The sequence below is a fragment of the Poseidonocella pacifica genome (assembly GCF_900111875.1).
In the GTDB taxonomy this organism is placed as follows: domain Bacteria; phylum Pseudomonadota; class Alphaproteobacteria; order Rhodobacterales; family Rhodobacteraceae; genus Poseidonocella; species Poseidonocella pacifica.
Genome location: NZ_FOJU01000001.1, coordinates 576,723 through 600,142 on the forward strand (window position 1 = coordinate 576,723; position 23,420 = coordinate 600,142).

Sequence of the window (23,420 nt, forward strand, 5' to 3'; positions counted from 1 at the left end):
GTCGCGGGGCAAAGCCGTCCCACTTATATGCGCGCTGCACAACGATGTAGGGGACCCACGTGACCAGATTCGCGACCGAAACGATTTCCACTCCGCACCCGAAGTCTTTTAACCGGAGAGCCTTTCTGGCGGCCATGTCGTCCACTGCCGCGATCCCCGCCCTGGGCGGTGGCTATGCCTTCGCGCAGGAGACGCCCGAGGCGTTCAGTTTCGATATTCTCACTGACCGGATGCGCGCCGCGGCGAAGGAGCCCTACAAGGCGCCCAAGCCGGTTGAAGGATTTCTCGCGGATCTCGACTATGATGATTATCAGCGTATCCGGTTCGAGAGGGATCGTTCGCGTTGGCAGGATGGGGATCAGCCGTTCCGCTTGCAGGCGTTTCACATGGGATGGCTCTTTGAAGAGCCGGTCGCGATCCACGAAGTGCGCGATGGCGCGGTGCAATCTCTGGGCTTTACAACATCGGATTTCGAATACGGCGGCGATGTGGGCGAGGGCATTCCACAAGATGCCGAGATGCCCGGCGTTGCGGGCTTCCGGCTCTTGTCCCCGCTCAACCGTGCTGACCGGCATGACGAGTTGATCGCCTTTCTTGGGGCGAGCTATTTCCGGGCTTTGGGCGAAGGCACCGTTTACGGGCTGAGCGCGCGGGGGCTGGCGGTGAACACCGGGCATTCGGATGGCGAGGAATTCCCTCGGTTCTCCGAGTTCTGGTTGGAGCGCCCCGGCCCGGGCGCTCAGACTGTCACAATCTACGCCGCGTTGACCAGCCCGTCAGTCACCGGGGCTTATCGCTTTGTGGTCCGTCCCGGTGAAACCACAGGGATCGAAGTGACGGCGCGGCTTTTCTTGCGTGATGATATCGCCCAGCTTGGCATTGCGCCACTGACATCGATGTTCCTCTTTGGGGGGAGTGATCCGGGTTCCTTCAACGATTTCCGCTCCGCCGTTCATGATAGCGAAGCGCTTATCCTGCATTCCCGCGACGAAACCTTTGTCCGACCCCTGAACAACCCACCGCGGCTGGCAAGTTCCTATCTTGGAACGCGCAGCCCTCGCAGCTATGGCCTTGTGCAACGAAATCGCGATTTCGATTTTTACCTCGATGCCCAGGCCCACTATGAAAAGCGCCCGTCCTTGATGGTCGAACCCCTCGGGGATTGGGGTGCGGGCACTGTTCGGCTGGTTGAAATCCCGTCCGATTTGGAGGGTAACGACAATATTGTCGCTTTCTGGATTCCCGAAGAGCCGACCCGTGCAGGGGATGAGCTGGAATTCTCGTATCGGCTCCACTGGGGGCTAGAGCCGCCCGGACATGTGCAACCCGATCTCGCTCAAATTCTGCGCACTCGGGTGGGTGCAGGTGGTGTCGCTGGGGTTGAGGCCAAGTCTGATCGGCGGAAATTCGTCATAGACTTCGGCGGCGGCGCGATGAGGGAACTTCCGGGCGACGCCGAAGTTACGCCTCATGTGAGCGCGGCGAACGGAACTGTCACCGAGGTTGTCCTGAGCAAGATCAGCGGCACGGATGTCTGGCGCCTCGTGATCGAGGCCGAGGGCCCCGCGGGGGCGGTCGTCGAATTGAAAGCCAAGCTGAGCGGCTACGGACGCGATCTTTCGGAGACTTGGCTCTACCAATGGATGAAACAATGACCACTGAGACTTCTAATTCGATTGATAGTGAGAGAGTTGCGCGGTGGATGCCGCCGGAGGCCCCGCTTGCGATGCCTCGGCAGACGCTTGAGACCGAAACTTTCGGTGCGCGTCTCATGACGCGGTTCGCGGGTGTCTTCATGATCCGCGGTCGAGGCTGATACCGCCATGGCGCTCCGGCCTGCTCCTGATTTTGCGACGCGCGCCTCTCGGGTGTCTGCGCTGACATTTGCGTTTCTGGCTGCCTCTCTGGCGACCGGCTTGCTTGTCGATGCGGCTATTCAGGACGGTGTCGATGTGTGGGACATTGCGCGGGGTGTGCTGATCTTCATCACCACCGCGTGGCTCGCATGGGGGGCGGCGCTTGCCTTCTTGGGCCTGCCTGCTGGTCGGACCGCTCCCTTGCCCGACCTCTCCGGCCCACCCCCGCCGACGGCTGTACTTGTGCCTATCTGCAATGAAGATCCGGTTTCTACCTTTGCCCGCATCGCCGCGATGGATCGATCCTTCGCGCAGGCTGGCTTGCCGCTTCATATCGCGGTTTTGTCCGACACCCGTGACGAACACGCGGCGCAGCTTGAACGGATCACATTTGAGCGCTTGCTGTCCGAAACCAATGGAGAAGGGCGGATATTCTACCGGCGGCGCGCAGACAATCATGGGCGCAAGGCCGGAAACATCGAAGATTTTATCCGGCGATCGGGCGGAGCTTATGAGCTTGCAGTGATTTTGGATGCTGACAGCTTGATGGAGGGCGAAACCGTTCGTGCCATGATTGCGCGCATGGTCGCCGAACCTGACATTGGCGTGCTGCAAACCTTGCCGAAGATCGTCGGGGCGCATTCGTTCTTCGGTAGGGCAATGCAATTCTCGGCGGCGTTTCATAGCCCAACCTTCACCCGTGGTCTGGCGCGGATTCAGGGTGTGACTGGACCCTTCTGGGGTCACAACGCAATTATTCGGGTACGTGCCTTTGCCGAAAGCTGTGCCCTTCCAGAGCTTCGCGGAAAGCCCCCATTCGGGGGCCCAATCCTCAGCCACGATTATGTAGAGGCCGCTCTTTTGGCGCGTGCTGGATGGTCAGTGTTGGTTGATGACCGCTTGGGCGGATCCTACGAAGAAGGCCCCGAAAACTTGCTTTCCTATGCAAAGCGGGATCGCCGATGGTGTCAGGGAAACCTGCAACACATGCGCCTTCTGTTCGCGCCGGGCCTGCCGGGATGGAGCAGGTTCGTGTTCCTTCAAGGAATCTTTTCCTACCTCGTATCAGTACTGTGGGCCGCTTTCTTGATCTCCTCGATCTTGGCAGCGCTGATGGCGGTCGAGCCTGATTACTTCCCCGACCCGCACCAGTTGTTCCCCGTTTTCCCGGATGACCGAACCAAGGAAATCACGGCACTTGCTGTGGGGATCGGTGGTTTGTTGATCGTGCCGAAGGTCGCGATCCTGATGGGGGCAATCCTGTCGGGCCGGGCGCGCGGATTTGGTGGTGGATTTCGCGCGTTTCTGTCCGTGGTGACGGAAATTTTGCTTACCTCGCTGCTGGCCCCTCTGATGCTGCTCTATCAAACCCGTGCGGTGTTTCAGGTGTTCTCCGGCCGTGATGGGGGCTGGCCATCCAGCCAGCGCGGCGAGGGGATCATTCCGCTGCCGAGCGCTTTGCAGGCCGGCGCTTGGATTGTCCTCATCGGAGCGCTGTCTCTGAGCGCGGTCGCTTGGGTCGCGCCCGGTCTGACGCTTTGGTTGTTGCCGGTTTGCCTTCCCATGCTTGTCGCGCCGTTCTTGATAAGCTGGACATCCCGAGCGCTGAGCCATGCGGTCTTCCGCTCGCCAGAGGAAACCGAAGTACCGGCGGTTGTGCGGACGTATCGCGATATACACGTCCGCTGGCGCGGGACAGAGCCCGCCGTGGACTACGTAGAGGCGGATGCCAATGCAATCGCCTGATCAGAAACCGGCCCGTCGGCCTAGAGATCCTCGGATTGATGCCTTTCGGGGTCTTGCGTTGGTCACGATCTTTGTGAACCACGTTCCGGGCAACCCGTATGAGGCGCTGACCATCCGCAATTTCGGCTTCTCCGACGCGGCGGAGGCGTTCTTTATCATGTCTGGCGTCGCTGCTGGCATTGCCTATGGCGGTCGGTTTCAGCCTGAGAGAGTTGCCAAGGATGGGTATTGGCCCGCGATTTCCCCAATGTGGAATCGCGCCTGGACACTTTACCTGACGCAGTTGTTCCTAACGCTCTGGGCAATCGCGATTTATTGCGCTGGCGCGCAATTCTTCGCAGTGCCGGACCTGCTTGAGACGATCAACCTCCGGCAGCTATTCGCCAATACCCAAGCCACGCTCATCGGGATACCTGCGCTGACGCACCAACTCGGCTACGTCAACATCTTGCCGGCCTATTGCGTCCTCCTTCTTGCCGCCCCTCTCGCAATTGCCATTGGTGTGCGAAAGCCCCTTTGGCTTTTGGCGGGATCAGTTGCCTTGTGGTTTGCTGCGGGGGTTTGGCGGCTGAATCTGCCGAACTATCCCAATCCCGGCGGGTGGTTCTTTAATCCCATAGCGTGGCAACTCATCTTTGTTGTCGGGCTTCTGACCGGGATAGCCCTGCGACGGGGCGAGCGGTTCGTGCCGAGATCGAATGGGCTCTTCGCCCTCTGCGCGGGTTTTCTACTCTTTGTATTGGCATGGCGCTATGTCCCGGGGTTCGGCGCTTTTCTCAATAGCCAGATGGCGCGATTGGGCGGGCTTGGCGTCCCGTTCAACATCGTATCGCACGACAAGACGTTTCTTGCCGCACCACGCCTGCTCCACGTCTTGGCGTTGGCGTATGTTTTGTCTTGCATGCCTTCGGTGCTGCGCGCTTCGGGCAGTGCCTTTGCTGCGCCGCTGCGTTTGCTCGGCCGTCAAGGTTTGCTTGTCTTCAGCGCGGGGACGATCCTGTCGCTGCTGTCGAACGTAGCGATGGAAGCTTCGCGAGAGGCCACGGTTCTGCAACTGACACTGCCGATCATCGGCGTCGTCATCATGTTGATCGTGGCGGGATTGGCCGAAACGCTGGGCCGCCGAAAAGCCGCTCCAAGCTATGCGTCAACGCCGGACACGACTGTCGGAACTGGCGGGATCGTGGCGCGGGCCGGATAGATCCGGCCCTTCGCCTCAGAAAAGCTCCACGGGGCAATGCTCCCCCTGAGCTTCATCCCCTAGGATGGTGTTTTTCACGTCAAGCAACTGGCATCGCGCCGTGATGTCGTCGACGGGATAGCGGGCGGAGCCTTGGCCCCGCAAGGCCGCCTCGGCGCAAATGCTGATCACGTCCTGTACGCGCTGCAATTCGCGGTCGAACCCTTGAAAGGCTGGCGGAAGATGCCCGGCATCGGCGAGTGTCGAGAAAAGCTCGGTCTCGATGCCTTTCAGGTTTGCCTCGGCCTGTCGCAGGGTCGAGGCAAGCCTTTCGAACAGGTCTCCCGCAGTCGCATAGGGGGGCTGGTCCATACCTGCGTCCCGCTCAGAGTTTGCCGACGACTTGTTCGATACACCCTTTGATTTCGGGTACGGAGAACGGCTTCTTGATGAAGTTGTTCATGCCGAGAGTTTGCCCCCTCTGGATGATGTCCGGCGTGGCCTTGCCCGTGATGAGGATGAACCCGATACGCTGGGTCGCCGGTGTCTTGCGCAGGCCCTGCAGCAGGTCCAGACCGTTCGCGCCGGGCATGTTATAGTCCGAAAGCACAAGGTGCACCGGGGCGGCCTGAAGCGCCTTGAGTGCAGAGTTCCCATCGTTCGACGTTGCGTAATTCACGATCCCGATCTCGTCGAGAGCCTGGGTGATGAGGCCGCGGCTCGTCGACATGTCGTCCACAACCATGACCTTGAGTTTCTCTTTAAGCGACATCGTCTTGCCTCATTTATGTTTATGCGTTGCTGCGCGCGCCGACGGCATCGGTCAGCTGATAGATTGTTGCGCCCTTCGATGTGAAGCGGCGAGCGGTCGCTCCGGTAATCCGTTCGGAGTGGCCAATGTAGAGAAATCCGTCCTTCGCGATGACGCGTGAGAAGTTCTCCCAGAGGTCGTGTTGGATATTGTCCGGGAAGTAGATCGCGACATTCCGGCAGAAGACCGCATCGAAGGGGCCTTTTACGGGCCAGGTTTTGATGAGGTTCAAATGACGGAAGGTCACAAGTTGACGGATTTCGGTCGAAACCTGCAACGCGCCGGATTGGTCTGTCTCAGTAAAGAACCGTTGTCTGAGTTCTGGTGCGAGATTGGCCAGCGCGGTGGCAGGGTAGATCCCCTTTGATGCCGAGGCCAGGATCTTGTTGTCAATATCGGTGGCCAAGATCTTGATATGACTGAGCTCTTGCGGGGTCATATGCTTCGCAAGTTCGATTGCGATGCTATACGGCTCTTCGCCTGAGGAACACGCCGCCGACCAGATCCGCACGGGCTGACCGCGCCGGGTCTTTTCCCGGATTTGGCCAATCGCATGAGCCGATAGGTGATCGAAGTGGTGCGACTCTCGATAGAATTTCGTCACGTTTGTCGTGAGTTGCGAAACGAAATGCCGTCTTTCCTGTGCCCCTTCGTGCTCCTGGATCAAGGAACAATACTCAGAGAAATCCCGCAACCCGAGTGACCGGAGCCGTTTTGCGAGCCGGGAGTAGACAAGCGTCCGCTTGCCTTCGTTCAACTCGATCCCGGCGTCCTCAAGGGCAAGCCGTGAGAGCGTCCGGAAATCGGCTTCGGTAAAATTGAATTCGAGACCACTCATTGACGTTGCTTACCCGCTCAGGATTCAAGATCGTTTTGGGGGAGGATCCGCTCGATATCGATCAGACGGATCATTTTCTCATCCTTGGGAATGACCCCTGAAATGAAGGCTTTGGTTGTTTCCGAAGCCACATCGGGAGTCGATTGCACCATTTCCTCGCTTACGCCGAGAATGTCGGAAACCGCTTCCACCAACAGTCCGATGATCTGCGTGTTGACGACCGCGATGATGATCACGTGGCGATCATGCGGCTCTGTCGTGGGAAGGCCGAGCCGTGCGGCAAGATCGACAATCGGAACCACGGAACCGCGCAGGTTGATCACGCCAAGCACATAGCTCGGGGCATGGGGCAGAACGGTCGCCTCGGTCCAGCCGCGTATCTCGCGCACCTTCATGATGTCGAAGCAGAAATCCTGTCCCGCAGTCCGAAAAGCGACATACTCGCTGAATTCGGTGCTGTTGGTATCGGGCATTGCTACAGCAGCGCTGGTCATTGCGAAGCTCCCATCGCGTTGGGTTGATATGTCATGAGGGTGGGCTGAGCCGTGTTCTGCTCATAGATCGCATCGGTATCGATGATGAGCGCGATGCGTCCGTCACCGAGGATCGTCGCGGCGGCGATGCCGGTCAGATCCCCGTAGTTTTCCTTCAGGCCCTTGATAACCACCTGACGCTGATCATGGATCGCGTCCACGGTCAGGGCATAGGTGTGATCGTCATCGGTGTTGACGAGCAAGAGCACCTGACTGGAGGTGTAGGGCTGTGCCGAGCGATAGCCAAAACTTGCAGCCAAATCGACCACCGGAAGGAACATCCCGCGGACGGAGACCACTTCGTCACCGGTGCCGAGCATGTGGATTTCCTCGCGCTCGGGTCGCAGTGTCTCGACGATGGCCGTCAGCGGGACAATCATCGTCTGGCCCGCGACCTGCACGACCATGCCTTCCATGACCGCGAGGGTCAGGGGTAGGCTGATGGTAAAGACGGAGCCTTTGCCGGGAGTGGAGTTGATCGTAACCCGCCCGCCCAGAGATTGGATCGAACTTTTCACCACGTCCATTCCGACGCCGCGACCGGAGAGGTCCGAGATCTCGCTCGCCGTAGAAAAGCCGGGGGCGAAAATCAGGTTGTCGATCTCGGTGTCGCTCAGGTCCGCCGAAGGATCGACGATGCCCTTTTCGATACCGATCTGAAGCACGCGCTCCCTGTTGATGCCCGCGCCGTCATCCGACACCTCGATGAAGACCCTGCCGGACCGGTGGGCCGCCGTCAGTGTGACGTGTCCAACCTTGTCCTTGCCGTTCTCAAGCCGTTTTTCCGTTTTCTCCAGCCCGTGGTCGACCGCGTTGCGGATCATGTGGGTCAGGGGATCGGCGAGGCGTTCAATAACGGTCTTGTCGACCTCGGTGGCTTCGCCTTGGGTGATGAGTTTGACCGTCTTGCCCGTGGCGTGAGACGCCTCTCGCACGATGCGCGACATTCTCTGGAACAGGGATTTCACGGGCTGCGCGCGGATCGCCATCACGCTTTCCTGGATTTCCCGGGACAGCTGTTTGAATTCATCAAGTCCAGCCGCGATTTCCGTGCCGGATCCAACGCCCGCTTCCTTGGCGCATTGTGAAAGCATTGCCTGATTGATGACGAGTTCGCCCACGACGTTGATCAAGCGATCGACCCGTTCCAGATCGACCCGGATCGTTGCCTTCGTTGTCTTAGCGGCGGCTTGCCCGCTTTCTTGTTTGGCAGCGGAGCGGGGCTCAGCAGCGTCGGCCGGCTCCACAGCGGAAGCCATGGGCAGATCGGGGGCGGCCGCGGTCGCTTCCGGCGCGTCATCTTCGGGAAAGTCAGCCATCTCGAGTTCCTCTCCCGCGCCGGTGTCGCCATCGTCGTCAACCGGGGTGTCCGCCTCTTCGTAGATCGGATCTACCGTGAGTTCGCAGAGGCCATCCACGAAGTCGAAGACATCCAGCACGACATGTTCGGATTCGTCCGTCATGAGCGTGATCTTCCACGAAAGACAGGCACCAGTTGCGCGCATCGTTTCGAAGGCGGGCAGGCCGCTTGTGTCGACCTCGGCTGTCACAACCCCGAGTTCGGACAGGGCGCGGATCAGGTGCGCGGCGTCGTTCCCGTTGCCGTAAAGCTGATCGAAGGGACGGAAGTGGATTTCATACCCGATCTGGGTCTTTGCCGGGCCAAGATCCAGATCGTCGAGATCAGGCAATTCGAAATCGAAGCTGAGACCCATGGGGGTATAGTCCCCGGCGTCGACCTCTTCTTCTTCGGCGGGGGCGTATTTATTGAGCTCGGCCTCGATCGCGGCGTTGTCCGCCGGATCCACGGGCTCTTCGTCGCGCGCCGCATTGACCAAATCCACGAGCCGGTCGTTGGCGCGGAAAAACACACCCATGACATCTGAGTCGGGGAGCAGTTTGCCGTTGCGGACTTCGTCGAGAACGGTTTCGAAGGTGTGGGCGAAGTGCACGAGCTCATCGAGCTTGAAAGCGCCTGCGCCACCTTTGATCGAATGAACGGCGCGGAATACCGCGTTGATGCATTCGGAATCGACCGCCCCATCGGCGCTCTGATCATTGATGTCCTGCAGGCCCTCCTCGAGCGCCTCCAGCAAATCCTCGCATTCGAGGAAGAATGTTTCTCGGATATCGTTCGTTGACATGTCAGGCCGCGTAATTCGCCACCCGGCGGATCGCCGAGACAAGCTTGGTTTCGTCGAATGGCTTCACGATCCAGCCGGTGGCTCCTGCGTCGCGGGCCTTCTGTTTGAGTTCCGCCGCGCTTTCCGTTGTCAGAACCAGGATCGGAACACTGGTCGGGTTTTCCCCGCCGCGAAGTGCGTCGATGAATTCAAAGCCGTTCATGCGCGGCATGTTGATGTCCGTTATGACGACATCGGGGCAGGCGGCGGGAAGCTTCTCAAGCCCATCCACCCCGTCTACGGCCACATCAACGTCGAAGCCTGCATTTACGAGGCAGGAGCGGAGGAGTTCCCTGATCGTCAGGGAGTCGTCCACGGCAAGAACCTTGAGCGTCATTCAATTATCCTCCGATAAATGTGTCTGCGGAGAAGCCAAGCCGCTCCAGCGATTCCTCGAACCCGCTCGAGCTTCCCTCGATGTCGAAGCTCAGCCCGTCCGCGGCCCATTTCTGGCGAGCGGCAAAAAGGATCTGGGCGCATAGACCGCCGACAAAGCTTACCTTCTGAGCAGACAGGGTCAGCGGGTTCCCCTCATACTCACGCAGTGCATCAAGGAGGCCGGGGGCGGCATCCGTGGTCAACTGGTCCGGCAGTGTCATGGAGTTCGACATCGGCGCCCTCGATCGTTTCTGTTCACGTTGGGAGGACGCTAGGTACAAACCTTTAACAAAGCGTATGCCCTGTTCTGAATGGGGGCTGCGGCGCCAGAGCGCGCCCATAACCATCAGAAGACCAAAGCAAAAAACTACCCCTAAGGTAACGCTCCCAAATGCCGCTGGTTGGAGAGCGTTAATGCACGGTTAGGATGGCGGGCAATGGAGGATTGGCGCGTGCGCCAAAAGCCACGACAAGGTGCGCGAATCTACGCCATCACACCCTCAGTAAGGCTTTGGGTACAGCCCCGTGATAAGCTGTCGTAGACCGAATGCCGCGCCCGCGAAGATCGCGGCGAAGGTGACCGGTGCGGACCACGCAAGAACGGAAAAGGCAGATAGCCCCTGTCCAATCGTGCAGCCGAGCGCCAGCACCGCGCCCACGCCCATCATCGCGGCCCCGAGAATTTGGCGCCGCAACTCCCGAGGGTCCTCGCAAGCCTCCCACCGAAAGCGGCCCTTCAACGTCGCCGCGACCAATGCCCCCAGAACGACCCCGCTCACCGAACCGACTCCAAAGCTCAGGCTTCGGGCGCTGCCCTGTAGTGCATAGAGGAGGGTCTGCGCGAGGGGGGCGGCGAAGGTGTGGGAGAGTGTCGTGATGGGATCGTAGCTTTGCCGAGCCACGAGCGACGTTCCGAACCAGCCGCTGATGATCGCCACCGCGACCACGCCAGCCCAAAGGATCGCGCGCGGATCGCGGCGTACTCCGGCCAGTCCAAAGAGCATGAAGCCGAGACCGATCAGGATCCCCGCTTGCGGTAGGGAGAAACCGAGCAGATCGGCAAGCGCATGTGCCGGGCCGGCTGGATTGTCCGCCATGGCCTGCGGGAATACCGCTTGTCGAAGCGGGGCGAGAGGACCTGCGAGGACAATCCCCGCGCTGATGCCCATGACCAACACGACGACAAGGGATCGCAGATCTCCGCTCCCCAGTCGTGCAAGGGCCCCGAACCCGCAGGTTCCGGTAAGTGACATCCCGTAGCCGAAGAGAGCCCCGCCGAGAATGGAGGCCGAAGGGTACCACACCATCTGATGGTAGAATGTGCTGCCTGGAGAAAAAAGACCAACCGATGCGAGCGCGAAATTGGCGGTGATCGCTATACCAATAGCCAAGATCCACATACTGAGGCGTCTGCTGCTACCGCCGTAGAGCAAATCCTCAATTGCGCCCAACGTGCAGAACCGGCCCCAGATCGCTGCGACCCCCAAGAGCACGCCGCCACCTGCGCCTATCAGGGCCACAAGCTGCGTATCGGTCGCCCAGTGATACATCCTGCGCTCCTCCCCGGGCGAATGGATGTCGACGCTACGGCCTACTTGCAGAAGAGTTCGTAGACCGTCTCCAGCATCCGTTTGGGACGGTCATCTGCCAACCGATAATAGATCGTCTTTCCATCACGGCGAGGCACGACAAGCCCCTCAAGGCGCAGCCGCGAAAGCTGCTGACTGACCGCTGCCTGTCGCGCTGAAAGGAGGTCTTCGAGTTCCGTCACCGACTTTTCCCCCGACACCAGATGACACAGGATCATAAGGCGCCCCTCGTGGCTTATCGCCTTGAGAAACCCAGCCGCTGCGGTGGCGTTCTCCACCATGCGGTCCATATCGGCATCGGACATCTTGTCGTCGAAGACGGGAAGCGCCATGGCTTAGAGTCCCTTGTCTGGGGCGGCACTACCCGCCAGCGTATCGAAATCGGTATGCTCTCGCAGGAATTCAGCGAAGAGCGGCCAGAAAAATGTATCCCCGGGATAGCCCTCGATCCGCGCCATTTCGACATTCTCATCGACAAGCAGGAAGGTCGGCGTAAAGCGTATGGGACGGACGATTTGCAGGCCGTCGGGGATATCGGTGACCTCCACCCGGCGCAACGGCGCAAAGACGCCCTCGGGGGTATTGGGGTAAGCAGGTGCAATCTCTGCGTTGAACTTGGCACAATAGATACAACCACGTTCCTCGACCATCACAAGTTCCACAGCCGCGGCAAGACCGGGCAGGGACAGCGCAAGCGCCATAACGGCGGAGCCGATATATCGGTTGACGTTTTTCACAACCTTTACGTAATTTGAATATGTGAATAAATCAAGGAGCCCAAGAGATGTTCGATCTGAGCTTTGCGGGCGCTGCACTGGCTGGGCTCCTGTCCTTCTTCACGCCGTGTATCTTGCCAATGGTTCCCTTCTACCTGAGCTACATGGCCGGGATATCCATGGGCGAATTGCGCGGCGACGGCGCCATCGCGCCGGGGGCGCAGCGCAGGCTCGTGCTCTCGGCGATCTTCTTCTCCCTCGGGGTCACGACCATCTTCATGTTGCTAGGCCTCGGGGCGACTGCGATCGGGCAGGGGTTCGGACAGTGGAAGGAGCCGTTGTCTTACGTTGCCGCGGCATTTCTGTTTGTTTTCGGGCTACATTTCCTCGGGGTTGTTCGTATTCCGATCTTGTACCGTGAAGCGCGGATGCAAGGCCCTGATACGCCTGCGGGGGTGCTTGGTGCCTATCTCATGGGGCTCGCCTTTGGGTTTGGATGGACACCCTGTGTAGGGCCTGCGCTCGCTTCGATCCTCATGATCGCGTCCGGCATGGGAGATTTGACGCGCGGAACCTTGCTGCTTGGGGTGTATGGCCTCGGGATGACTGCGCCCTTCGTTCTGGCCGCGGCGTTTGCTCGTCCATTTCTGGCCTGGTGCGCGCGCCATCGGGCGGCTTTGGCCAATGTTGAAAAAGTGATGGGCGCCATGCTGATACTTTTTGCTATCCTCATAGCAACTGACACGGTGAACTGGATCGCGCAGAAGATGATCGATTGGTTCCCCGCTTTCACATCCTTTGGCTGACCGGGAGAAAAGACATGAGAGTATTCCTGACTGTGATCGCGTTCATATGGGCCTTTGGCGCGGGGGCCGCGGAACTGGGCGACGATGGTCTGCACAAGGCCCCGTGGATGCGGGACACCTTCAAGGATCTGCGCGAAGACCTTGCCGAAGCGACCGACGCGGGCCAACGTCTTCTGGTCATGTTCGAGCAGCGTGGCTGTATCTATTGCACCAAGATGCACGAGGAAGTCTTTCCCAAGCCGGAGATTTCCACGATGCTGTCGGAGGATTATTTCGTCGTTCAACTCAACCTCCATGGTGATATCGAGGTGACGGATTTCGACGGCGAGACGTTGAGTGAAAAGGACATGGCCCGCAAGTGGGGGATTCTCTTCACCCCGACCATGATGTTCCTGCCAGAGACGGTCGAAGAGGGGGTAAGCGCGCCGCAGGCGGCAGTCGCGACAATGCCGGGCGCATTTGGTCCCGGTACCACTCTCGATATGCTGACCTGGGTTGTGGAGAAGCGGTATCTGGCCGATAACGAAGAGGATTTTCAACGGTACCACGCGCGACGAATCCGTGAACGCGACAATGGCTCGACGGATTGACCCTCTCCTTACGCATATAAGAATTCAATTTTTCGAATTTGTTATTGCGTTGGCCGGGGACGCTGGGCTAGGTTGAAAGAAAGCCGGACGGACGCGGCGACGGGAGGAAACATGAAACACGTGCTACTGACACTGGCAGCCGTGGGATTTGCGGGGCAGGCTTTTGCCACTCCACCAGTTCCTAGTGAGGTGGAATTCGATGAGTATGGCGCGGTCGAAGCGTCGCTCACCGGGGAGCCGGGTGATCCCGCGCGGGGTGCCGAAGTCATGGTGACCCGCAGCTTGGGCAATTGCGTCGCGTGTCATCAGGTTGATGATCTGAGCGAAGCGCCCTTCCACGGTGAAGTTGGCCCGCCCCTGAATGGCGTCGGCGGCTATCGGACCGAAGCTGAGCTGCGCGGAATCGTGATCGACGCCAAGATGATTTTCCCTGAGACAATGATGCCCGGATTTTACAAGACGACCGGTTTCATACGTCCGGGCGATGGCTATACCGGCAAGGCCGCCAAGGAGGAGGATCTCGAACCGATCCTCACCGCTCAGCAGGTCGAAGACGTCGTCGCCTATCTGATGACGTTGCAGGATTGAGAATACGAAAGAGGAGATCGACATGAATCTCACGAGACGTGAAACCCTTGCCGCAGGTGGCGCGGCCCTACTGGCCACGGTGCTGCCGATGCCATCGTTCGCTTCGGTGGAAGATCTGGTGGCTGAGTTTACCGGCGGCGCGGAGATGAAATCCGAAGGACTGGAGCTTATCGCGCCGGAAATCGCCGAGAATGGCAATACCGTGCCGATCGAAGTGTCCGCCCCCGGCGCGACGTCGATCATGGTGCTGGCCACCGGCAACCCGACACCGCCGGTCGCGACCTTCAATTTCGGTCCCTTGGCCGCCGATCAGGCCGCTTCGACCCGAATCCGACTTGCCAAGACCCAAGAGGTCGTCGCGATCGCAAAGCTCGGTGACGGAAGTTTCGCCCGCGCGGCGCAGACCGTGAAGGTCACCATCGGCGGCTGCGGCGGCTGAGTAGAGGAGAAAGAGACAATGGCATCCGGTGTAAAACCGCGCGTGAAGGTTCCCGGCTCGGCATCTGCGGGCGAGACCATCACAATCAAGACCCTGATCAGCCACCAGATGGAATCGGGCCAGCGCAAGGACGGCGAAGGCAACACTATTCCTCGGTCGATCATCAACCGCTTTACGTGCGATTTCAATGGAGAGAACGTTATCGACGTAACGCTCGAACCAGCGATTTCGACCAACCCGTACTTCGAGTTCTTTGCGACCGTCCCGGAAACGGGCGAGTTCAAGTTCACGTGGTACGACGATGACGGCTCCGTTTATGAAGAAGTGAAGGCGATCGAGGTCGCCTGAGCCACTTGACCTGCGTCCGGGGTGAACCGGGCCCGGCACGATTGGGAGGATACGGGAATGAAACGAAAGACAGGACGCGCCTTTATGGCATCCCTGATCGTGCTGCCGGTCATGGCGCTGGCCGAAGCAGATGACGATACGCTCATCATCAACGAAGAAATCGAAATCGTCACCAAGGCAGAAGCACCCGCCCATCTCGAAGGGGTCGTCTCTGAGGTGATTTCCGGCTGGCACTTCCGCTCTGATGAGACGCAGGCGCTGGAACTGGATGATTTCGAGAACCCGGCGCTGGTCTACACCGATCAGGCGCTTGATACGTGGAACGCTGTCGAGGGGAGCGAGGGAAAGTCCTGCGCCTCCTGCCACGACGACGTGGAGACGAGCATGCAAGGGGTTCGCGCGGTCTATCCCAAGTGGGATGAGAAGGCTGGCGAAGTTCAAACTCTGAGCATGCAGATCAACGATTGCCGCGAAGCAAACATGGGTGCCGAGCCCTATAAATACGACAGCGCCCCGATGGCTGCGATGGAGGCACTTATCTCCCTGCAATCGCGTGGGATGCCTGTGGATGTCGCCATCGACGGCCCCGCAGCCGAAACATGGGAGCAGGGCAAGGAACTCTACTATACCCGGACGGGTCAGTTGGAGCTTTCTTGTGCGAATTGCCATGAACAAAACTACGGGAACATGATCCGTGCCGATCACCTGAGCCAAGGCCAGATCAACGGTTTTCCGACATACCGTCTCAAGAATGCCAAGCTCAACACCGTTCATGGGCGCTTCAAAGGCTGCGTACGGGATACGCGCGCAGAGACCTATGCGGCAGGAAGCCCGGAATTCGTTGCGCTGGAGCTTTATGTCGCCAGCCGTGGCAACGGGCTTTCGGTGGAGGCACCGGCGGTTCGCAACTGAGGTAGGGCCCCGCGCCGCTTGACGTGGCGCGGGTTTTTCGTCTCTAATCAATTCAAACATGCGCATGTATGCGCGCAACGCATGAGGCCCCGATGATTTCCCGCCGTGATTTCCTGCAGGTTTCAATGGCCGCTTCGGCGCTTTATGGGGCCTCGGGCTTCGGACAGTGGTCTCGCCTGGCCGCTCAGCAAGCACTGACGCAGGATCAACTGCTGCAGTTCGACGATTTCGGGAACGTTTCCCTCATTCACGTGACCGACATCCACGCGCAACTCAAACCGGTTTATTTCCGAGAGCCGGAGATCAATTTCGGTGTGGGGGAGAACAAGGGCGACGTGCCGCATATTACCGGGGCCGATTTCCGCCGGCTCTACGGGATCGAAGACAACTCGCCCTCCCATTATGCACTGACCTATGACGATTTCACCGCTCTGGCGAAGGGGTATGGCCGTATGGGGGGGCTCGACCGGGTCGCTACCGTGATCAATTCGATCCGTGCGGCGCGGCCTGATGCTCTCTTGCTGGATGGCGGCGATACCTGGCACGGATCTTATACCTGTCACCACACGGCCGGGCAGGACATGGTGAACGTCATGAACGCGCTGAAGCCAGATGCCATGACTTTTCACTGGGAATTTACGCTAGGCCAAGAGCGCGTCCGCGAGATTGTTGGCGGTTTGCCGTTCGCGGCACTCGGGCAAAACATCTTTGACGCGGAATGGGACGAGCCGGCGGAAGATTTCGCGCCCTACAAGTTCTTCGAGCGTGGCGGTGTCAAGATCGCCGTGATTGGACAGGCCTTTCCCTATATGCCCATCGCAAATCCCGGTTGGATGTTCCCCGACTATTCCTTCGGGATCCGAGACGAGCATATGCAGACGATGGTGGATGAGGTCCGGGGGCAGGGGGCCGAACTCGTGGTCTGTCTCAGCCACAATGGATTTGACGTCGACAAGAAGATGGCGGGGGTTGTCACGGGGATTGACGTGATCCTGTCGGGCCATACACATGACGCCCTTCCCGAACCTGTGCTGGTTGGGGAAACCATTGTTGTGGCGTCCGGCTCCAACGGCAAGTTTGTCTCTCGGGTCGATCTTGATGTGCGCGACGGCCGCATGATGGGGTTCCGCCACAAGTTGATCCCGATTTTCTCTGACGTCATCGCGCCTGATCGGCAAGTTGCCGCAGTCATAGAGGAGCAGCGGGCCCCATATATTGAACAACTCAGCGAAGTCATCGGGCAATCCGATGGACTATTGTTCAGACGCGGGAACTTCAACGGGACGTGGGATGATCTGATTTGTAACGCGCTTCTGAGTGAACGCGAAGCAGAGATCGCGCTGTCTCCCGGTGTGCGTTGGGGGCCATCCGTCCTGCCGGGGCAGGCGATCACACGCGAGGACATCTGGAATGTCACCTCCATGAGCTATCCGGAGGCATACCGCACTGAGATGACAGGAGAGTTCCTCCATGTGGTGATGGAGGACGTGGCGGACAACATCTTCAACCCCGACCCTTATTATCAGCAGGGTGGCGATATGGTTCGTGTGGGTGGCATGGGATACCGGATCGATATCACGAAACCTCAAGGTGAGCGGATCAGTGAGATGACCTTGCTCAGCACGGGTGAGCCAATCGACCCGTCGAGGAATTACGTCGTCGCTGGGTGGGCCAGCGTCAACGAGGGCACCGAAGGCCCCCCGATCTGGGACGTGGTGGAACGCCACATCCGATCAGCCGGCACGGTGACCGTGACCCCGAATACAAGTGTGGAGGTGGTCGGCGCCTGAGCCGCCGGACCGGAATTCCAAGGAGGCGAAAGCCATGACAATCCGCAAGACCCCAAAGGGCGCGTCCCGGCGCGCCTTCCTGACAAGTGCGGCCGCAGCGACCCTTGGTGCAGGTGCGGCGCGGGCCGCTGGCGACCCATTGATCACGGAAATTCAGCCTTGGGCGCAGGGCTTTGGCGATGGGGTGGATGCAACCCCCTATGGGCTTCCGATCGAGTATGAAAGCGACGTGGTTCGCCGGAATGTGGAATGGCTTACGGCCGATACGATCTCCTCCATCAACTTCACCCCGATTCATGCGCTTGACGGGACAATCACGCCGCAGGGCTGTGCATTCGAACGGCATCATTCGGGGGCCATCGACATGCGCAAGCAAGACTATCGGTTGATGCTTCATGGTATGGTGGAGAAGGAATTGGTCTTCACCTATGAGGATCTAGAGCGCTTCCCGCGCGAGAGCCACGTTTACTTCTGCGAGTGCGCGGCAAATTCCGGGATGGAATGGGCCGGGGCGCAGTTGAACGGGGCGCAGTTCACCCATGGCATGATCCACAACATGGAATATGTCGGCATTCCGCTGCGGACGCTGCTGGCAGAGGTCGGGGTAAAGCCTGAGGGCAAGTGGCTCTATGTGGAGGGGCATGATGCCTCATCCAATGGGCGCTCCATCCCCATGGAGAAGGCTCTTGATGATGTGCTGCTTGCCTTCAAGGCCAATGGGGAGGCGCTGCGCAAGGAACATGGCTATCCCGTCAGGCTTGTCGTGCCCGGCTGGGAAGGCAACATGTGGATCAAGTGGATCCGTCGGATTGAAGTGATGGCAGGCCCGGTGGAGAGCCGGGAGGAAACCTCGAAATACACGGATACTCTGGCCGACGGGACGTCGCGCAAATGGACTTGGGTGATGGATGCCAAGTCGGTCATCACCAGCCCCAGCCCACAATCGCCGATCCCGCACGGGCCGGGGCCGATGGTCATCACCGGGCTGGCGTGGTCGGGTCGTGGTGCGATCACGCGCGTCGACGTGACAACGGACGGGGGCAAGAACTGGACCGAGGCGCGTCTTGCTTCTGAAGGGAAGGCCAAGGCGCTCACACGGTTCTACCTCGATCTGGAATGGGACGGCGCGGAGATGCTCCTGCAGTCGCGCGCCCATGATCAAACAGGGTACGTGCAGCCGACCAAGGATCAGCTGCGTGAGGTGCGCGGCCTGAACTCGATCTATCACAACAACGGTATTCAGACCTGGTGGGTCAAGGCGGATGGGAGGGCTGAAAATGTCGAAATCTCTTAAGCTGTTCGGAGCGGCGGCGCTCGCATCCGGCGGTGCTCTTTTGGTCGCCTACAATTTCGCGGATCGTAACATCGCGATGGTGCCAGAAGACGTGACCCGAATGAACGGCAACGCGGATCCCGATTACATGATGATGTTCGCCGCCGCTGCCTCCGATGCACCCGCCGACGGGCCATTAGAGCTGGGAAGAGCTGCCACGGGCGAAGAGATCGCAGCATGGGACAAGGACGTCAGTCCCGATGGCACGGGGTTGCCGGCAGGGTCCGGATCGGTCGAGGTGGGGGAGGTGCTCTTTTCGGAAAACTGCGCCTCCTGTCATGGGGAATTTGCCGAAGGCGTCGGCAATTGGCCCAAGCTCTCCGGGGGCGAAGGGACGCTTGCAGATGATGATCCCGTCAAGACTGTTGGCTCGTATTGGCCGCATCTTTCAACTGCTTGGGACTATGTGAACCGTTCCATGCCGTTCGGAAATGCCCAAACGCTGGAGGATGACGAGGTCTATGCAATCGTCGCCTATATCCTTTACTCGAATTTCCTCGTTGAGGACGACTTCGTGCTTTCAGATGCAAATTTTCTGGAGGTCGAGATGCCGAATGCGGGGAATTTCGTGATCGATGACCGCCCAGAGACGGAGTACGGGCGTTTCTCGGGAGAGGTCTGCATGTCCGATTGCAAGGAAGCCGTTGAGATTACGATGCGCGCTGCGGTCCTTGATGTGACGCCTGAAGACGAAGATGCCCCGGCGACGAACGTGGACGAGGCGAGCGTCGAGATCCCCGAAGTGGTTGAGGTGCCTGATGCGAATATCGATCCGGACCTGATCGCCGCTGGCGAGAAAGTGTTCCGCAAATGCAAGGCCTGCCATCAAGTCGGCGAAGGGGCCCGGAACCGGACCGGTCCGCATCTCAACAACCTGTTGGGTCGGCGCATAGGTCAAATAGATGGGTTCAAATACTCAAAAGCTCTCACAGAGATGGGCGATATGGAAAAATCTTGGGACAACCACAGTTTATCCGATTTTCTTGAAGCGCCGAAGGGCTATGCGAAGGGGACGAAAATGGCCTTTGCCGGTCTTCGGTCCCCGGAGGAGCGTGAAGCGATCCTCGCCTATCTCGCGCAATTTTCCGAGTGATGGATTTGGTGATTTTGCCCGTTTGATATGCGTACGGAGCGTTCTGCTCCCCTTGCGGCTGTTTCCCGCGGAGACTAAGACTCCGTTAGGAAATCAGAGTTAGCACTGAACACCGTCTGACCGAGGCAGGGGCATAATGAACGATCCGTACGAAACTTACATGAATACGCTGGTGCCGATGGTGGTCGAACAGACCAGCCGGGGCGAACGGGCCTACGACATTTTCTCGCGTCTCCTGAAGGAGCGCATCATCTTTCTCAGCGGACCGGTACACGACGGAATGTCGTCTCTGATCGTGGCGCAACTCCTTCATCTCGAGGCGGAAAATCCGTCCAAAGAGATTTCGATGTATATCAATAGCCCTGGTGGCGTCGTGACCTCGGGCCTGTCGATCTATGACACGATGCAATACATCAAACCAAAAGTGAGCACGCTGGTGATCGGTCAGGCAGCCTCGATGGGGTCGCTGTTGCTCGCTGCCGGTGAGCCGGGAATGCGGTACTCGCTACCCAATTCGCGTGTGATGGTTCATCAGCCGTCCGGTGGCTATCAGGGTCAGGCAACTGACATCATGATTCACGCGGAAGAGACGCTTAAACTAAAGCGTCGTTTGAATGAAATCTACGTGAAGCATACCGGGCAGACGCTTAAAAAGGTGGAAACCGCGCTGGAGCGTGACCATTTCATGTCTCCTGTTGATGCGAAAGAATGGGGCCTCATCGATGAGATTGTCGAATCTCGCGCCAAAACTGGCGATGGCGAAGCCTGATCCGTCCCTCTTTGAGTGACGAATTTGACATTGTGGCGGCCTTTGTGCTGCCATAAGCTTCGGTCGAAAGAGTGGGGCGACTGCAAGGTTCCGGGCCGAAACCGGAACATGAAAGGTTTGAAATGGCGAACAACGCAGGCGGCGACAGCAAGAACACCCTGTACTGCAGCTTTTGCGGCAAGAGCCAGCATGAGGTGCGAAAGCTGATTGCGGGCCCGACCGTGTTCATCTGTGACGAATGCGTCGAGCTATGTATGGATATCATCCGCGAAGAGACCAAGGCCGGTGGCCTTAAGGCGAGTGAGGGCGTGCCAACGCCCAAAGAAATCTGTCAGGTTCTCGACGACTACGTGATTGGGCAGCAGCAGGCGAAGCGCGTCCTTTCTGTTGCTGTGCACAATCACTACAAGCGGCTCAATCATGCGCAAAAGTCCAGCGACATTGAGCTGTCAAAATCCAATATCCTTCTGATCGGCCCTACGGGTTGCGGCAAGACACTGCTGGCGCAAACCTTGGCCCGGATTCTCGACGTTCCCTTCACAATGGCGGATGCGACTACGCTCACCGAAGCGGGCTATGTGGGCGAGGACGTCGAAAATATCATCCTCAAGCTTCTTCAGGCCAGCGAGTATAATGTCGAGCGTGCGCAGCGCGGCATCGTCTATATTGATGAGGTCGACAAGATCACCCGCAAGTCCGAGAACCCTTCGATCACGCGTGACGTGTCGGGTGAGGGCGTACAGCAGGCACTGCTCAAGCTGATGGAAGGCACCGTCGCGTCCGTACCGCCACAAGGCGGGCGCAAGCATCCGCAGCAGGAGTTCCTGCAGGTGGACACAACCAACATCCTCTTTGTCTGTGGCGGTGCATTCGCAGGGCTCGACAAGGTTATCGCACAACGGGGCAAGGGCTCTGCAATGGGCTTTGGCGCTGATGTGCGGGACGTGGATGCACGGGGTATCGGCGAGATCTTTACCGATCTGGAGCCGGAGGACCTTCTCAAGTTCGGGCTGATCCCCGAATTCGTCGGGCGTCTTCCGGTGATCGCAACGCTTGAGGATCTTGATGAGGAAGCACTTGTCACCATCCTGACCGAGCCGAAGAACGCTCTCGTGAAGCAATATCAGCGACTCTTTGAGCTTGAAGACACGGTGCTGACCTTTACTGACGATGCGCTGCAGTCGATCGCGAAACGCGCTATCGAACGCAAGACGGGCGCGCGGGGGCTCCGATCGATCCTGGAGGATATCCTTCTCGATACGATGTTCGAGTTGCCAGGCATGGACAGTGTTACCGAAGTCGTCGTGAACGAAGATGCGGTTATGACAGAAGCGTCGCCACTCCTCATCCACGGAGACACCAAGGAATCTGCTTCGGCCGGCTAGGCCATTTGCAAACGGATGATGGGGCGGGCCACTGGTCCGCCCTTTTTCATTTTGCTTACCGCTGGACCTTTGCGGGGCAATGCGCGATACCGAACCTAGGAAATGCGGAGGTTGCTATGGGCATTCTGAATACCCTGTTGCGAGCGGTGACCTGGTGGAATGGCCAGACCCTCAACACCCAGCTTTTTACGTGGCGCAAGGGTGTCAAGGTCGGCGAAGACGATCAGGGCAACCTTTTCTATCGCAATGCGGACGACAGCAGGCGGTGGGTCATTTTCAACGGTGAAGCAGAAGCAAGCCGGATCTCACCAGAGTGGCACGGGTGGATGCATCGCACTTGGGATGACACACCGACGGACCAGCCCCTGTTGCATAAGTCGTGGGAGAAGCAGCATCAGGAGAACCTGACCGGCACGGCACTTGCCTATGCGCCGGCGGGGTCTCTGCGTCGACCCAACCCGATCGAGCGCCGCGACTATGAGGCATGGACGCCGGAATAGGGCCCTAGAATGCGTTTTTCCTTTCGTCACCTGCTCGCGACGAAGCCGGTAAAGTTCCTGCGGGCGGCGATATGTTCTGCCGCCGTTGCCTTGGCGCTTCCGACCACCCTGCTGGCACAGACGGAGGCTGCTGTAGAGGCGGGCTCCGGTGCCGTTTTGCGGGGGCTCGACAAGATCAGCGCGTCAACTCAGGATCTTCGGCTCGTTGTCGGAGAGACGGTTCGCCTTGGGTATTTGCAAGTCACGCTCGAAGAATGTCGTTATCCCGTCGGTAATCCGGCGGGGGATGCCTTTGCGCGTATTTCCATTCAAGGCCGCGATGGAGAAGGTCTATTGTTCACAGGTTGGATGATTGCGTCATCCCCCGCGCTCAACGCCTTTGATCATCCACGCTTCGATCTCTGGGTCCTGCGCTGCAGCACTTGATCGACAGATGGCAGGGGGTGCTGATGAATATCGGCGTCCTGCTCTAGTGCCTCTTCCAGTTTGATCAAGTATTGCGCCCGAGGGATTTCCTGACCGCCCAATGAGGCGAGATGGGGTGTGATGAACTGCGTATCAAACAAGGTATAGCCGCAGTTGTCCAAATGCGTAGTCAAATAGGCGAGCGCCATTTTCGAGGCGTTGGTGACCCTGGAAAACATACTTTCGCCGAAAAAACCGCCACCAAGAGACACTCCATAGACCCCACCAAGCAGCGCACCATCATTGCCGCGGACCTCTAGGGAATGGGCATGGCCGAGCTCGTGCAGCGTGAGATAATGGCCGAAAATCTGTTCGTTGATCCAGGTTTCCTCGCGGTCTGCGCAGCCTTCCACCACACCTCGAAAATCCCGGTTCAAGCTCACGGAGAGATCCGTTGTGCGGAGGAACCGGGCGAGGGAGCGGGAAATGTGGAAACCGTCGAGCGGCAGGATGCCGCGCCGCTTGGGGTCGACCCAGAAAATCTCCGGGTCGTCCCGATGTTCCGCCATGGGAAAGATGCCACAGCGATAGGCGCGTAGAAGCAGTTCTGGCGTGAGAACGCTCATGCAATC

At 59.0% G+C, this 23,420-nt stretch carries 27 protein-coding genes; 16 read left to right on the forward strand and 11 right to left on the reverse strand.

What is annotated here, in order from left to right:
- The first annotated feature begins 134 nt into the window (after window positions 1-134).
- The 3 genes from BM234_RS02745 (at window position 135) to BM234_RS02755 (ending at window position 4,803) form a co-directional block, all read left to right on the forward strand.
- Window positions 135-1,655 (forward strand): OpgD/OpgG family glucan biosynthesis protein, encoded by a 1,521-nt coding sequence (locus tag BM234_RS02745; protein ID WP_092060376.1) that lies wholly within the window; start codon window positions 135-137, stop codon window positions 1,653-1,655.
- 168 nt (window positions 1,656-1,823) lie between these two features.
- A complete protein-coding gene (mdoH, locus tag BM234_RS02750; RefSeq protein ID WP_092060378.1) occupies window positions 1,824-3,602 on the forward strand; it encodes a glucans biosynthesis glucosyltransferase MdoH in 1,779 nt (592 codons plus the stop codon).
- Complete coding sequence (locus tag BM234_RS02755; protein ID WP_245752458.1) at window positions 3,589-4,803, forward strand: OpgC family protein; 1,215 nt, start codon at window positions 3,589-3,591, stop codon at window positions 4,801-4,803. The genes mdoH and BM234_RS02755 overlap by 14 nt, the downstream gene beginning before the upstream one ends.
- Before the next feature lie 15 nt (window positions 4,804-4,818).
- Here BM234_RS02755 and BM234_RS02760 read toward each other — a convergent pair whose 3' ends face one another.
- From BM234_RS02760 to BM234_RS02805, 10 genes are all read right to left on the reverse strand, one after another.
- Window positions 4,819-5,154 carry a hypothetical protein gene (locus BM234_RS02760; protein ID WP_092060381.1) on the reverse strand — a complete coding sequence of 112 codons (336 nt, stop codon included), beginning with the start codon at window positions 5,152-5,154 and terminating at the stop codon, window positions 4,819-4,821.
- Window positions 5,155-5,167: 13 nt separating this feature from the next.
- Window positions 5,168-5,554 (reverse strand): response regulator, encoded by a 387-nt coding sequence (locus BM234_RS02765; RefSeq protein ID WP_092060383.1) that lies wholly within the window; start codon window positions 5,552-5,554, stop codon window positions 5,168-5,170.
- Between the two features lie 19 nt (window positions 5,555-5,573).
- Window positions 5,574-6,431: a CheR family methyltransferase gene (locus BM234_RS02770; protein WP_092060385.1), complete on the reverse strand. Its 858-nt coding sequence runs from the start codon at window positions 6,429-6,431 to the stop codon at window positions 5,574-5,576.
- Between the two features lie 17 nt (window positions 6,432-6,448).
- Window positions 6,449-6,925 carry a chemotaxis protein CheW gene (locus BM234_RS02775; RefSeq protein WP_245752459.1) on the reverse strand — a complete coding sequence of 159 codons (477 nt, stop codon included), beginning with the start codon at window positions 6,923-6,925 and terminating at the stop codon, window positions 6,449-6,451.
- Window positions 6,922-9,108, reverse strand: coding sequence for a chemotaxis protein CheA (locus BM234_RS02780; RefSeq protein ID WP_092060387.1), 2,187 nt, complete (start codon window positions 9,106-9,108; stop codon window positions 6,922-6,924). The genes BM234_RS02775 and BM234_RS02780 overlap by 4 nt, the downstream gene beginning before the upstream one ends.
- 1 nt (window position 9,109) lies before the next feature.
- Window positions 9,110-9,484: a response regulator gene (locus BM234_RS02785; RefSeq protein ID WP_092060388.1), complete on the reverse strand. Its 375-nt coding sequence runs from the start codon at window positions 9,482-9,484 to the stop codon at window positions 9,110-9,112.
- 4 nt (window positions 9,485-9,488) lie between these two features.
- Complete coding sequence (locus tag BM234_RS02790) at window positions 9,489-9,746, reverse strand: STAS domain-containing protein (RefSeq protein ID WP_217645940.1); 258 nt, start codon at window positions 9,744-9,746, stop codon at window positions 9,489-9,491.
- 279 nt (window positions 9,747-10,025) lie between these two features.
- A complete protein-coding gene (locus tag BM234_RS02795; protein ID WP_092060392.1) occupies window positions 10,026-11,075 on the reverse strand; it encodes a YeeE/YedE family protein in 1,050 nt (349 codons plus the stop codon).
- Window positions 11,076-11,116: 41 nt separating this feature from the next.
- Window positions 11,117-11,446, reverse strand: coding sequence for an ArsR/SmtB family transcription factor (locus BM234_RS02800; protein ID WP_092060394.1), 330 nt, complete (start codon window positions 11,444-11,446; stop codon window positions 11,117-11,119).
- A gap of 3 nt (window positions 11,447-11,449) precedes the next feature.
- Window positions 11,450-11,851 (reverse strand): thioredoxin family protein, encoded by a 402-nt coding sequence (locus BM234_RS02805; RefSeq protein WP_092061324.1) that lies wholly within the window; start codon window positions 11,849-11,851, stop codon window positions 11,450-11,452.
- A 47-nt stretch (window positions 11,852-11,898) separates the two neighbouring features.
- Between BM234_RS02805 and BM234_RS02810 the strand changes: the two genes are divergently transcribed.
- From BM234_RS02810 to BM234_RS02870, 13 genes are all read left to right on the forward strand, one after another.
- Entirely contained in the window at window positions 11,899-12,636 is a 738-nt protein-coding gene (locus tag BM234_RS02810) for a cytochrome c biogenesis CcdA family protein (protein ID WP_092060396.1), read from the forward strand.
- A 14-nt stretch (window positions 12,637-12,650) separates the two neighbouring features.
- The gene (locus BM234_RS02815) at window positions 12,651-13,226 is read left to right on the forward strand and encodes a thioredoxin family protein (RefSeq protein ID WP_092060398.1); all 576 of its coding nucleotides are present in this window, start codon (window positions 12,651-12,653) and stop codon (window positions 13,224-13,226) included.
- Window positions 13,227-13,337: 111 nt separating this feature from the next.
- Window positions 13,338-13,814, forward strand: a complete 477-nt coding sequence (gene soxX / locus BM234_RS02820; protein WP_092060400.1) for a sulfur oxidation c-type cytochrome SoxX — start codon at window positions 13,338-13,340, stop codon at window positions 13,812-13,814.
- A 22-nt stretch (window positions 13,815-13,836) separates the two neighbouring features.
- Window positions 13,837-14,253 carry a thiosulfate oxidation carrier protein SoxY gene (gene soxY / locus BM234_RS02825; protein ID WP_092060402.1) on the forward strand — a complete coding sequence of 139 codons (417 nt, stop codon included), beginning with the start codon at window positions 13,837-13,839 and terminating at the stop codon, window positions 14,251-14,253.
- Between the two features lie 18 nt (window positions 14,254-14,271).
- Complete coding sequence (soxZ, locus tag BM234_RS02830) at window positions 14,272-14,601, forward strand: thiosulfate oxidation carrier complex protein SoxZ (protein WP_092060404.1); 330 nt, start codon at window positions 14,272-14,274, stop codon at window positions 14,599-14,601.
- Between the two features lie 57 nt (window positions 14,602-14,658).
- Window positions 14,659-15,513, forward strand: coding sequence for a sulfur oxidation c-type cytochrome SoxA (gene soxA, locus BM234_RS02835; RefSeq protein ID WP_092060406.1), 855 nt, complete (start codon window positions 14,659-14,661; stop codon window positions 15,511-15,513).
- A 92-nt stretch (window positions 15,514-15,605) separates the two neighbouring features.
- Entirely contained in the window at window positions 15,606-17,303 is a 1,698-nt protein-coding gene (soxB, locus tag BM234_RS02840) for a thiosulfohydrolase SoxB (protein ID WP_092060408.1), read from the forward strand.
- Window positions 17,304-17,337: 34 nt separating this feature from the next.
- The gene (gene soxC / locus BM234_RS02845; RefSeq protein WP_092060410.1) at window positions 17,338-18,597 is read left to right on the forward strand and encodes a sulfite dehydrogenase; all 1,260 of its coding nucleotides are present in this window, start codon (window positions 17,338-17,340) and stop codon (window positions 18,595-18,597) included.
- A complete protein-coding gene (locus BM234_RS02850; protein ID WP_092060412.1) occupies window positions 18,581-19,729 on the forward strand; it encodes a c-type cytochrome in 1,149 nt (382 codons plus the stop codon). The genes soxC and BM234_RS02850 overlap by 17 nt, the downstream gene beginning before the upstream one ends.
- 136 nt (window positions 19,730-19,865) lie before the next feature.
- Entirely contained in the window at window positions 19,866-20,498 is a 633-nt protein-coding gene (locus tag BM234_RS02855; protein ID WP_092060414.1) for an ATP-dependent Clp protease proteolytic subunit, read from the forward strand.
- Between the two features lie 122 nt (window positions 20,499-20,620).
- A complete protein-coding gene (gene clpX, locus BM234_RS02860; protein WP_092060416.1) occupies window positions 20,621-21,883 on the forward strand; it encodes an ATP-dependent Clp protease ATP-binding subunit ClpX in 1,263 nt (420 codons plus the stop codon).
- A 116-nt stretch (window positions 21,884-21,999) separates the two neighbouring features.
- Entirely contained in the window at window positions 22,000-22,383 is a 384-nt protein-coding gene (locus BM234_RS02865) for an NADH:ubiquinone oxidoreductase subunit NDUFA12 (protein ID WP_092060418.1), read from the forward strand.
- Window positions 22,384-22,392: 9 nt separating this feature from the next.
- On the forward strand, window positions 22,393-22,809 hold the full coding sequence (locus BM234_RS02870; RefSeq protein WP_092060420.1) for a DUF2155 domain-containing protein: 417 nt from the start codon (window positions 22,393-22,395) through the stop codon (window positions 22,807-22,809).
- On the opposite strand, the gene aat is transcribed toward BM234_RS02870, so the two are convergent.
- Window positions 22,767-23,414: a leucyl/phenylalanyl-tRNA--protein transferase gene (aat, locus tag BM234_RS02875; protein WP_092060422.1), complete on the reverse strand. Its 648-nt coding sequence runs from the start codon at window positions 23,412-23,414 to the stop codon at window positions 22,767-22,769. The two genes, BM234_RS02870 and aat, sit on opposite strands and share 43 nt — an antisense overlap.
- Between the last annotated feature and the right edge of the window lie 6 nt (window positions 23,415-23,420).

What these genes read in the sequence shown, in the direction of transcription:
- soxA (WP_092060406.1), top strand. Translation starts at nt 14,659, where the DNA reads ATGAAACGAAAGACAGGACGCGCCTTTATGGCATCCCTGATCGTGCTG.
- BM234_RS02800 (WP_092060394.1), bottom strand. Translation starts at nt 11,446, where the DNA reads ATGGCGCTTCCCGTCTTCGACGACAAGATGTCCGATGCCGATATGGAC.
- BM234_RS02770 (WP_092060385.1), bottom strand. Translation starts at nt 6,431, where the DNA reads ATGAGTGGTCTCGAATTCAATTTTACCGAAGCCGATTTCCGGACGCTC.
- BM234_RS02755 (WP_245752458.1), top strand. Translation starts at nt 3,589, where the DNA reads ATGCAATCGCCTGATCAGAAACCGGCCCGTCGGCCTAGAGATCCTCGG.
- soxB (WP_092060408.1), top strand. Translation starts at nt 15,606, where the DNA reads ATGATTTCCCGCCGTGATTTCCTGCAGGTTTCAATGGCCGCTTCGGCG.
- soxY (WP_092060402.1), top strand. Translation starts at nt 13,837, where the DNA reads ATGAATCTCACGAGACGTGAAACCCTTGCCGCAGGTGGCGCGGCCCTA.
- BM234_RS02775 (WP_245752459.1), bottom strand. Translation starts at nt 6,925, where the DNA reads ATGACCAGCGCTGCTGTAGCAATGCCCGATACCAACAGCACCGAATTC.
- BM234_RS02865 (WP_092060418.1), top strand. Translation starts at nt 22,000, where the DNA reads ATGGGCATTCTGAATACCCTGTTGCGAGCGGTGACCTGGTGGAATGGC.
- BM234_RS02785 (WP_092060388.1), bottom strand. Translation starts at nt 9,484, where the DNA reads ATGACGCTCAAGGTTCTTGCCGTGGACGACTCCCTGACGATCAGGGAA.
- soxZ (WP_092060404.1), top strand. Translation starts at nt 14,272, where the DNA reads ATGGCATCCGGTGTAAAACCGCGCGTGAAGGTTCCCGGCTCGGCATCT.
- BM234_RS02760 (WP_092060381.1), bottom strand. Translation starts at nt 5,154, where the DNA reads ATGGACCAGCCCCCCTATGCGACTGCGGGAGACCTGTTCGAAAGGCTT.
- BM234_RS02745 (WP_092060376.1), top strand. Translation starts at nt 135, where the DNA reads ATGTCGTCCACTGCCGCGATCCCCGCCCTGGGCGGTGGCTATGCCTTC.
- BM234_RS02795 (WP_092060392.1), bottom strand. Translation starts at nt 11,075, where the DNA reads ATGTATCACTGGGCGACCGATACGCAGCTTGTGGCCCTGATAGGCGCA.
- BM234_RS02855 (WP_092060414.1), top strand. Translation starts at nt 19,866, where the DNA reads ATGAACGATCCGTACGAAACTTACATGAATACGCTGGTGCCGATGGTG.
- BM234_RS02870 (WP_092060420.1), top strand. Translation starts at nt 22,393, where the DNA reads ATGCGTTTTTCCTTTCGTCACCTGCTCGCGACGAAGCCGGTAAAGTTC.
- BM234_RS02780 (WP_092060387.1), bottom strand. Translation starts at nt 9,108, where the DNA reads ATGTCAACGAACGATATCCGAGAAACATTCTTCCTCGAATGCGAGGAT.
- BM234_RS02790 (WP_217645940.1), bottom strand. Translation starts at nt 9,746, where the DNA reads ATGACACTGCCGGACCAGTTGACCACGGATGCCGCCCCCGGCCTCCTT.
- mdoH (WP_092060378.1), top strand. Translation starts at nt 1,824, where the DNA reads ATGGCGCTCCGGCCTGCTCCTGATTTTGCGACGCGCGCCTCTCGGGTG.
- soxX (WP_092060400.1), top strand. Translation starts at nt 13,338, where the DNA reads ATGAAACACGTGCTACTGACACTGGCAGCCGTGGGATTTGCGGGGCAG.
- BM234_RS02765 (WP_092060383.1), bottom strand. Translation starts at nt 5,554, where the DNA reads ATGTCGCTTAAAGAGAAACTCAAGGTCATGGTTGTGGACGACATGTCG.
- clpX (WP_092060416.1), top strand. Translation starts at nt 20,621, where the DNA reads ATGGCGAACAACGCAGGCGGCGACAGCAAGAACACCCTGTACTGCAGC.
- BM234_RS02810 (WP_092060396.1), top strand. Translation starts at nt 11,899, where the DNA reads ATGTTCGATCTGAGCTTTGCGGGCGCTGCACTGGCTGGGCTCCTGTCC.
- BM234_RS02850 (WP_092060412.1), top strand. Translation starts at nt 18,581, where the DNA reads ATGTCGAAATCTCTTAAGCTGTTCGGAGCGGCGGCGCTCGCATCCGGC.
- soxC (WP_092060410.1), top strand. Translation starts at nt 17,338, where the DNA reads ATGACAATCCGCAAGACCCCAAAGGGCGCGTCCCGGCGCGCCTTCCTG.
- aat (WP_092060422.1), bottom strand. Translation starts at nt 23,414, where the DNA reads ATGAGCGTTCTCACGCCAGAACTGCTTCTACGCGCCTATCGCTGTGGC.
- BM234_RS02815 (WP_092060398.1), top strand. Translation starts at nt 12,651, where the DNA reads ATGAGAGTATTCCTGACTGTGATCGCGTTCATATGGGCCTTTGGCGCG.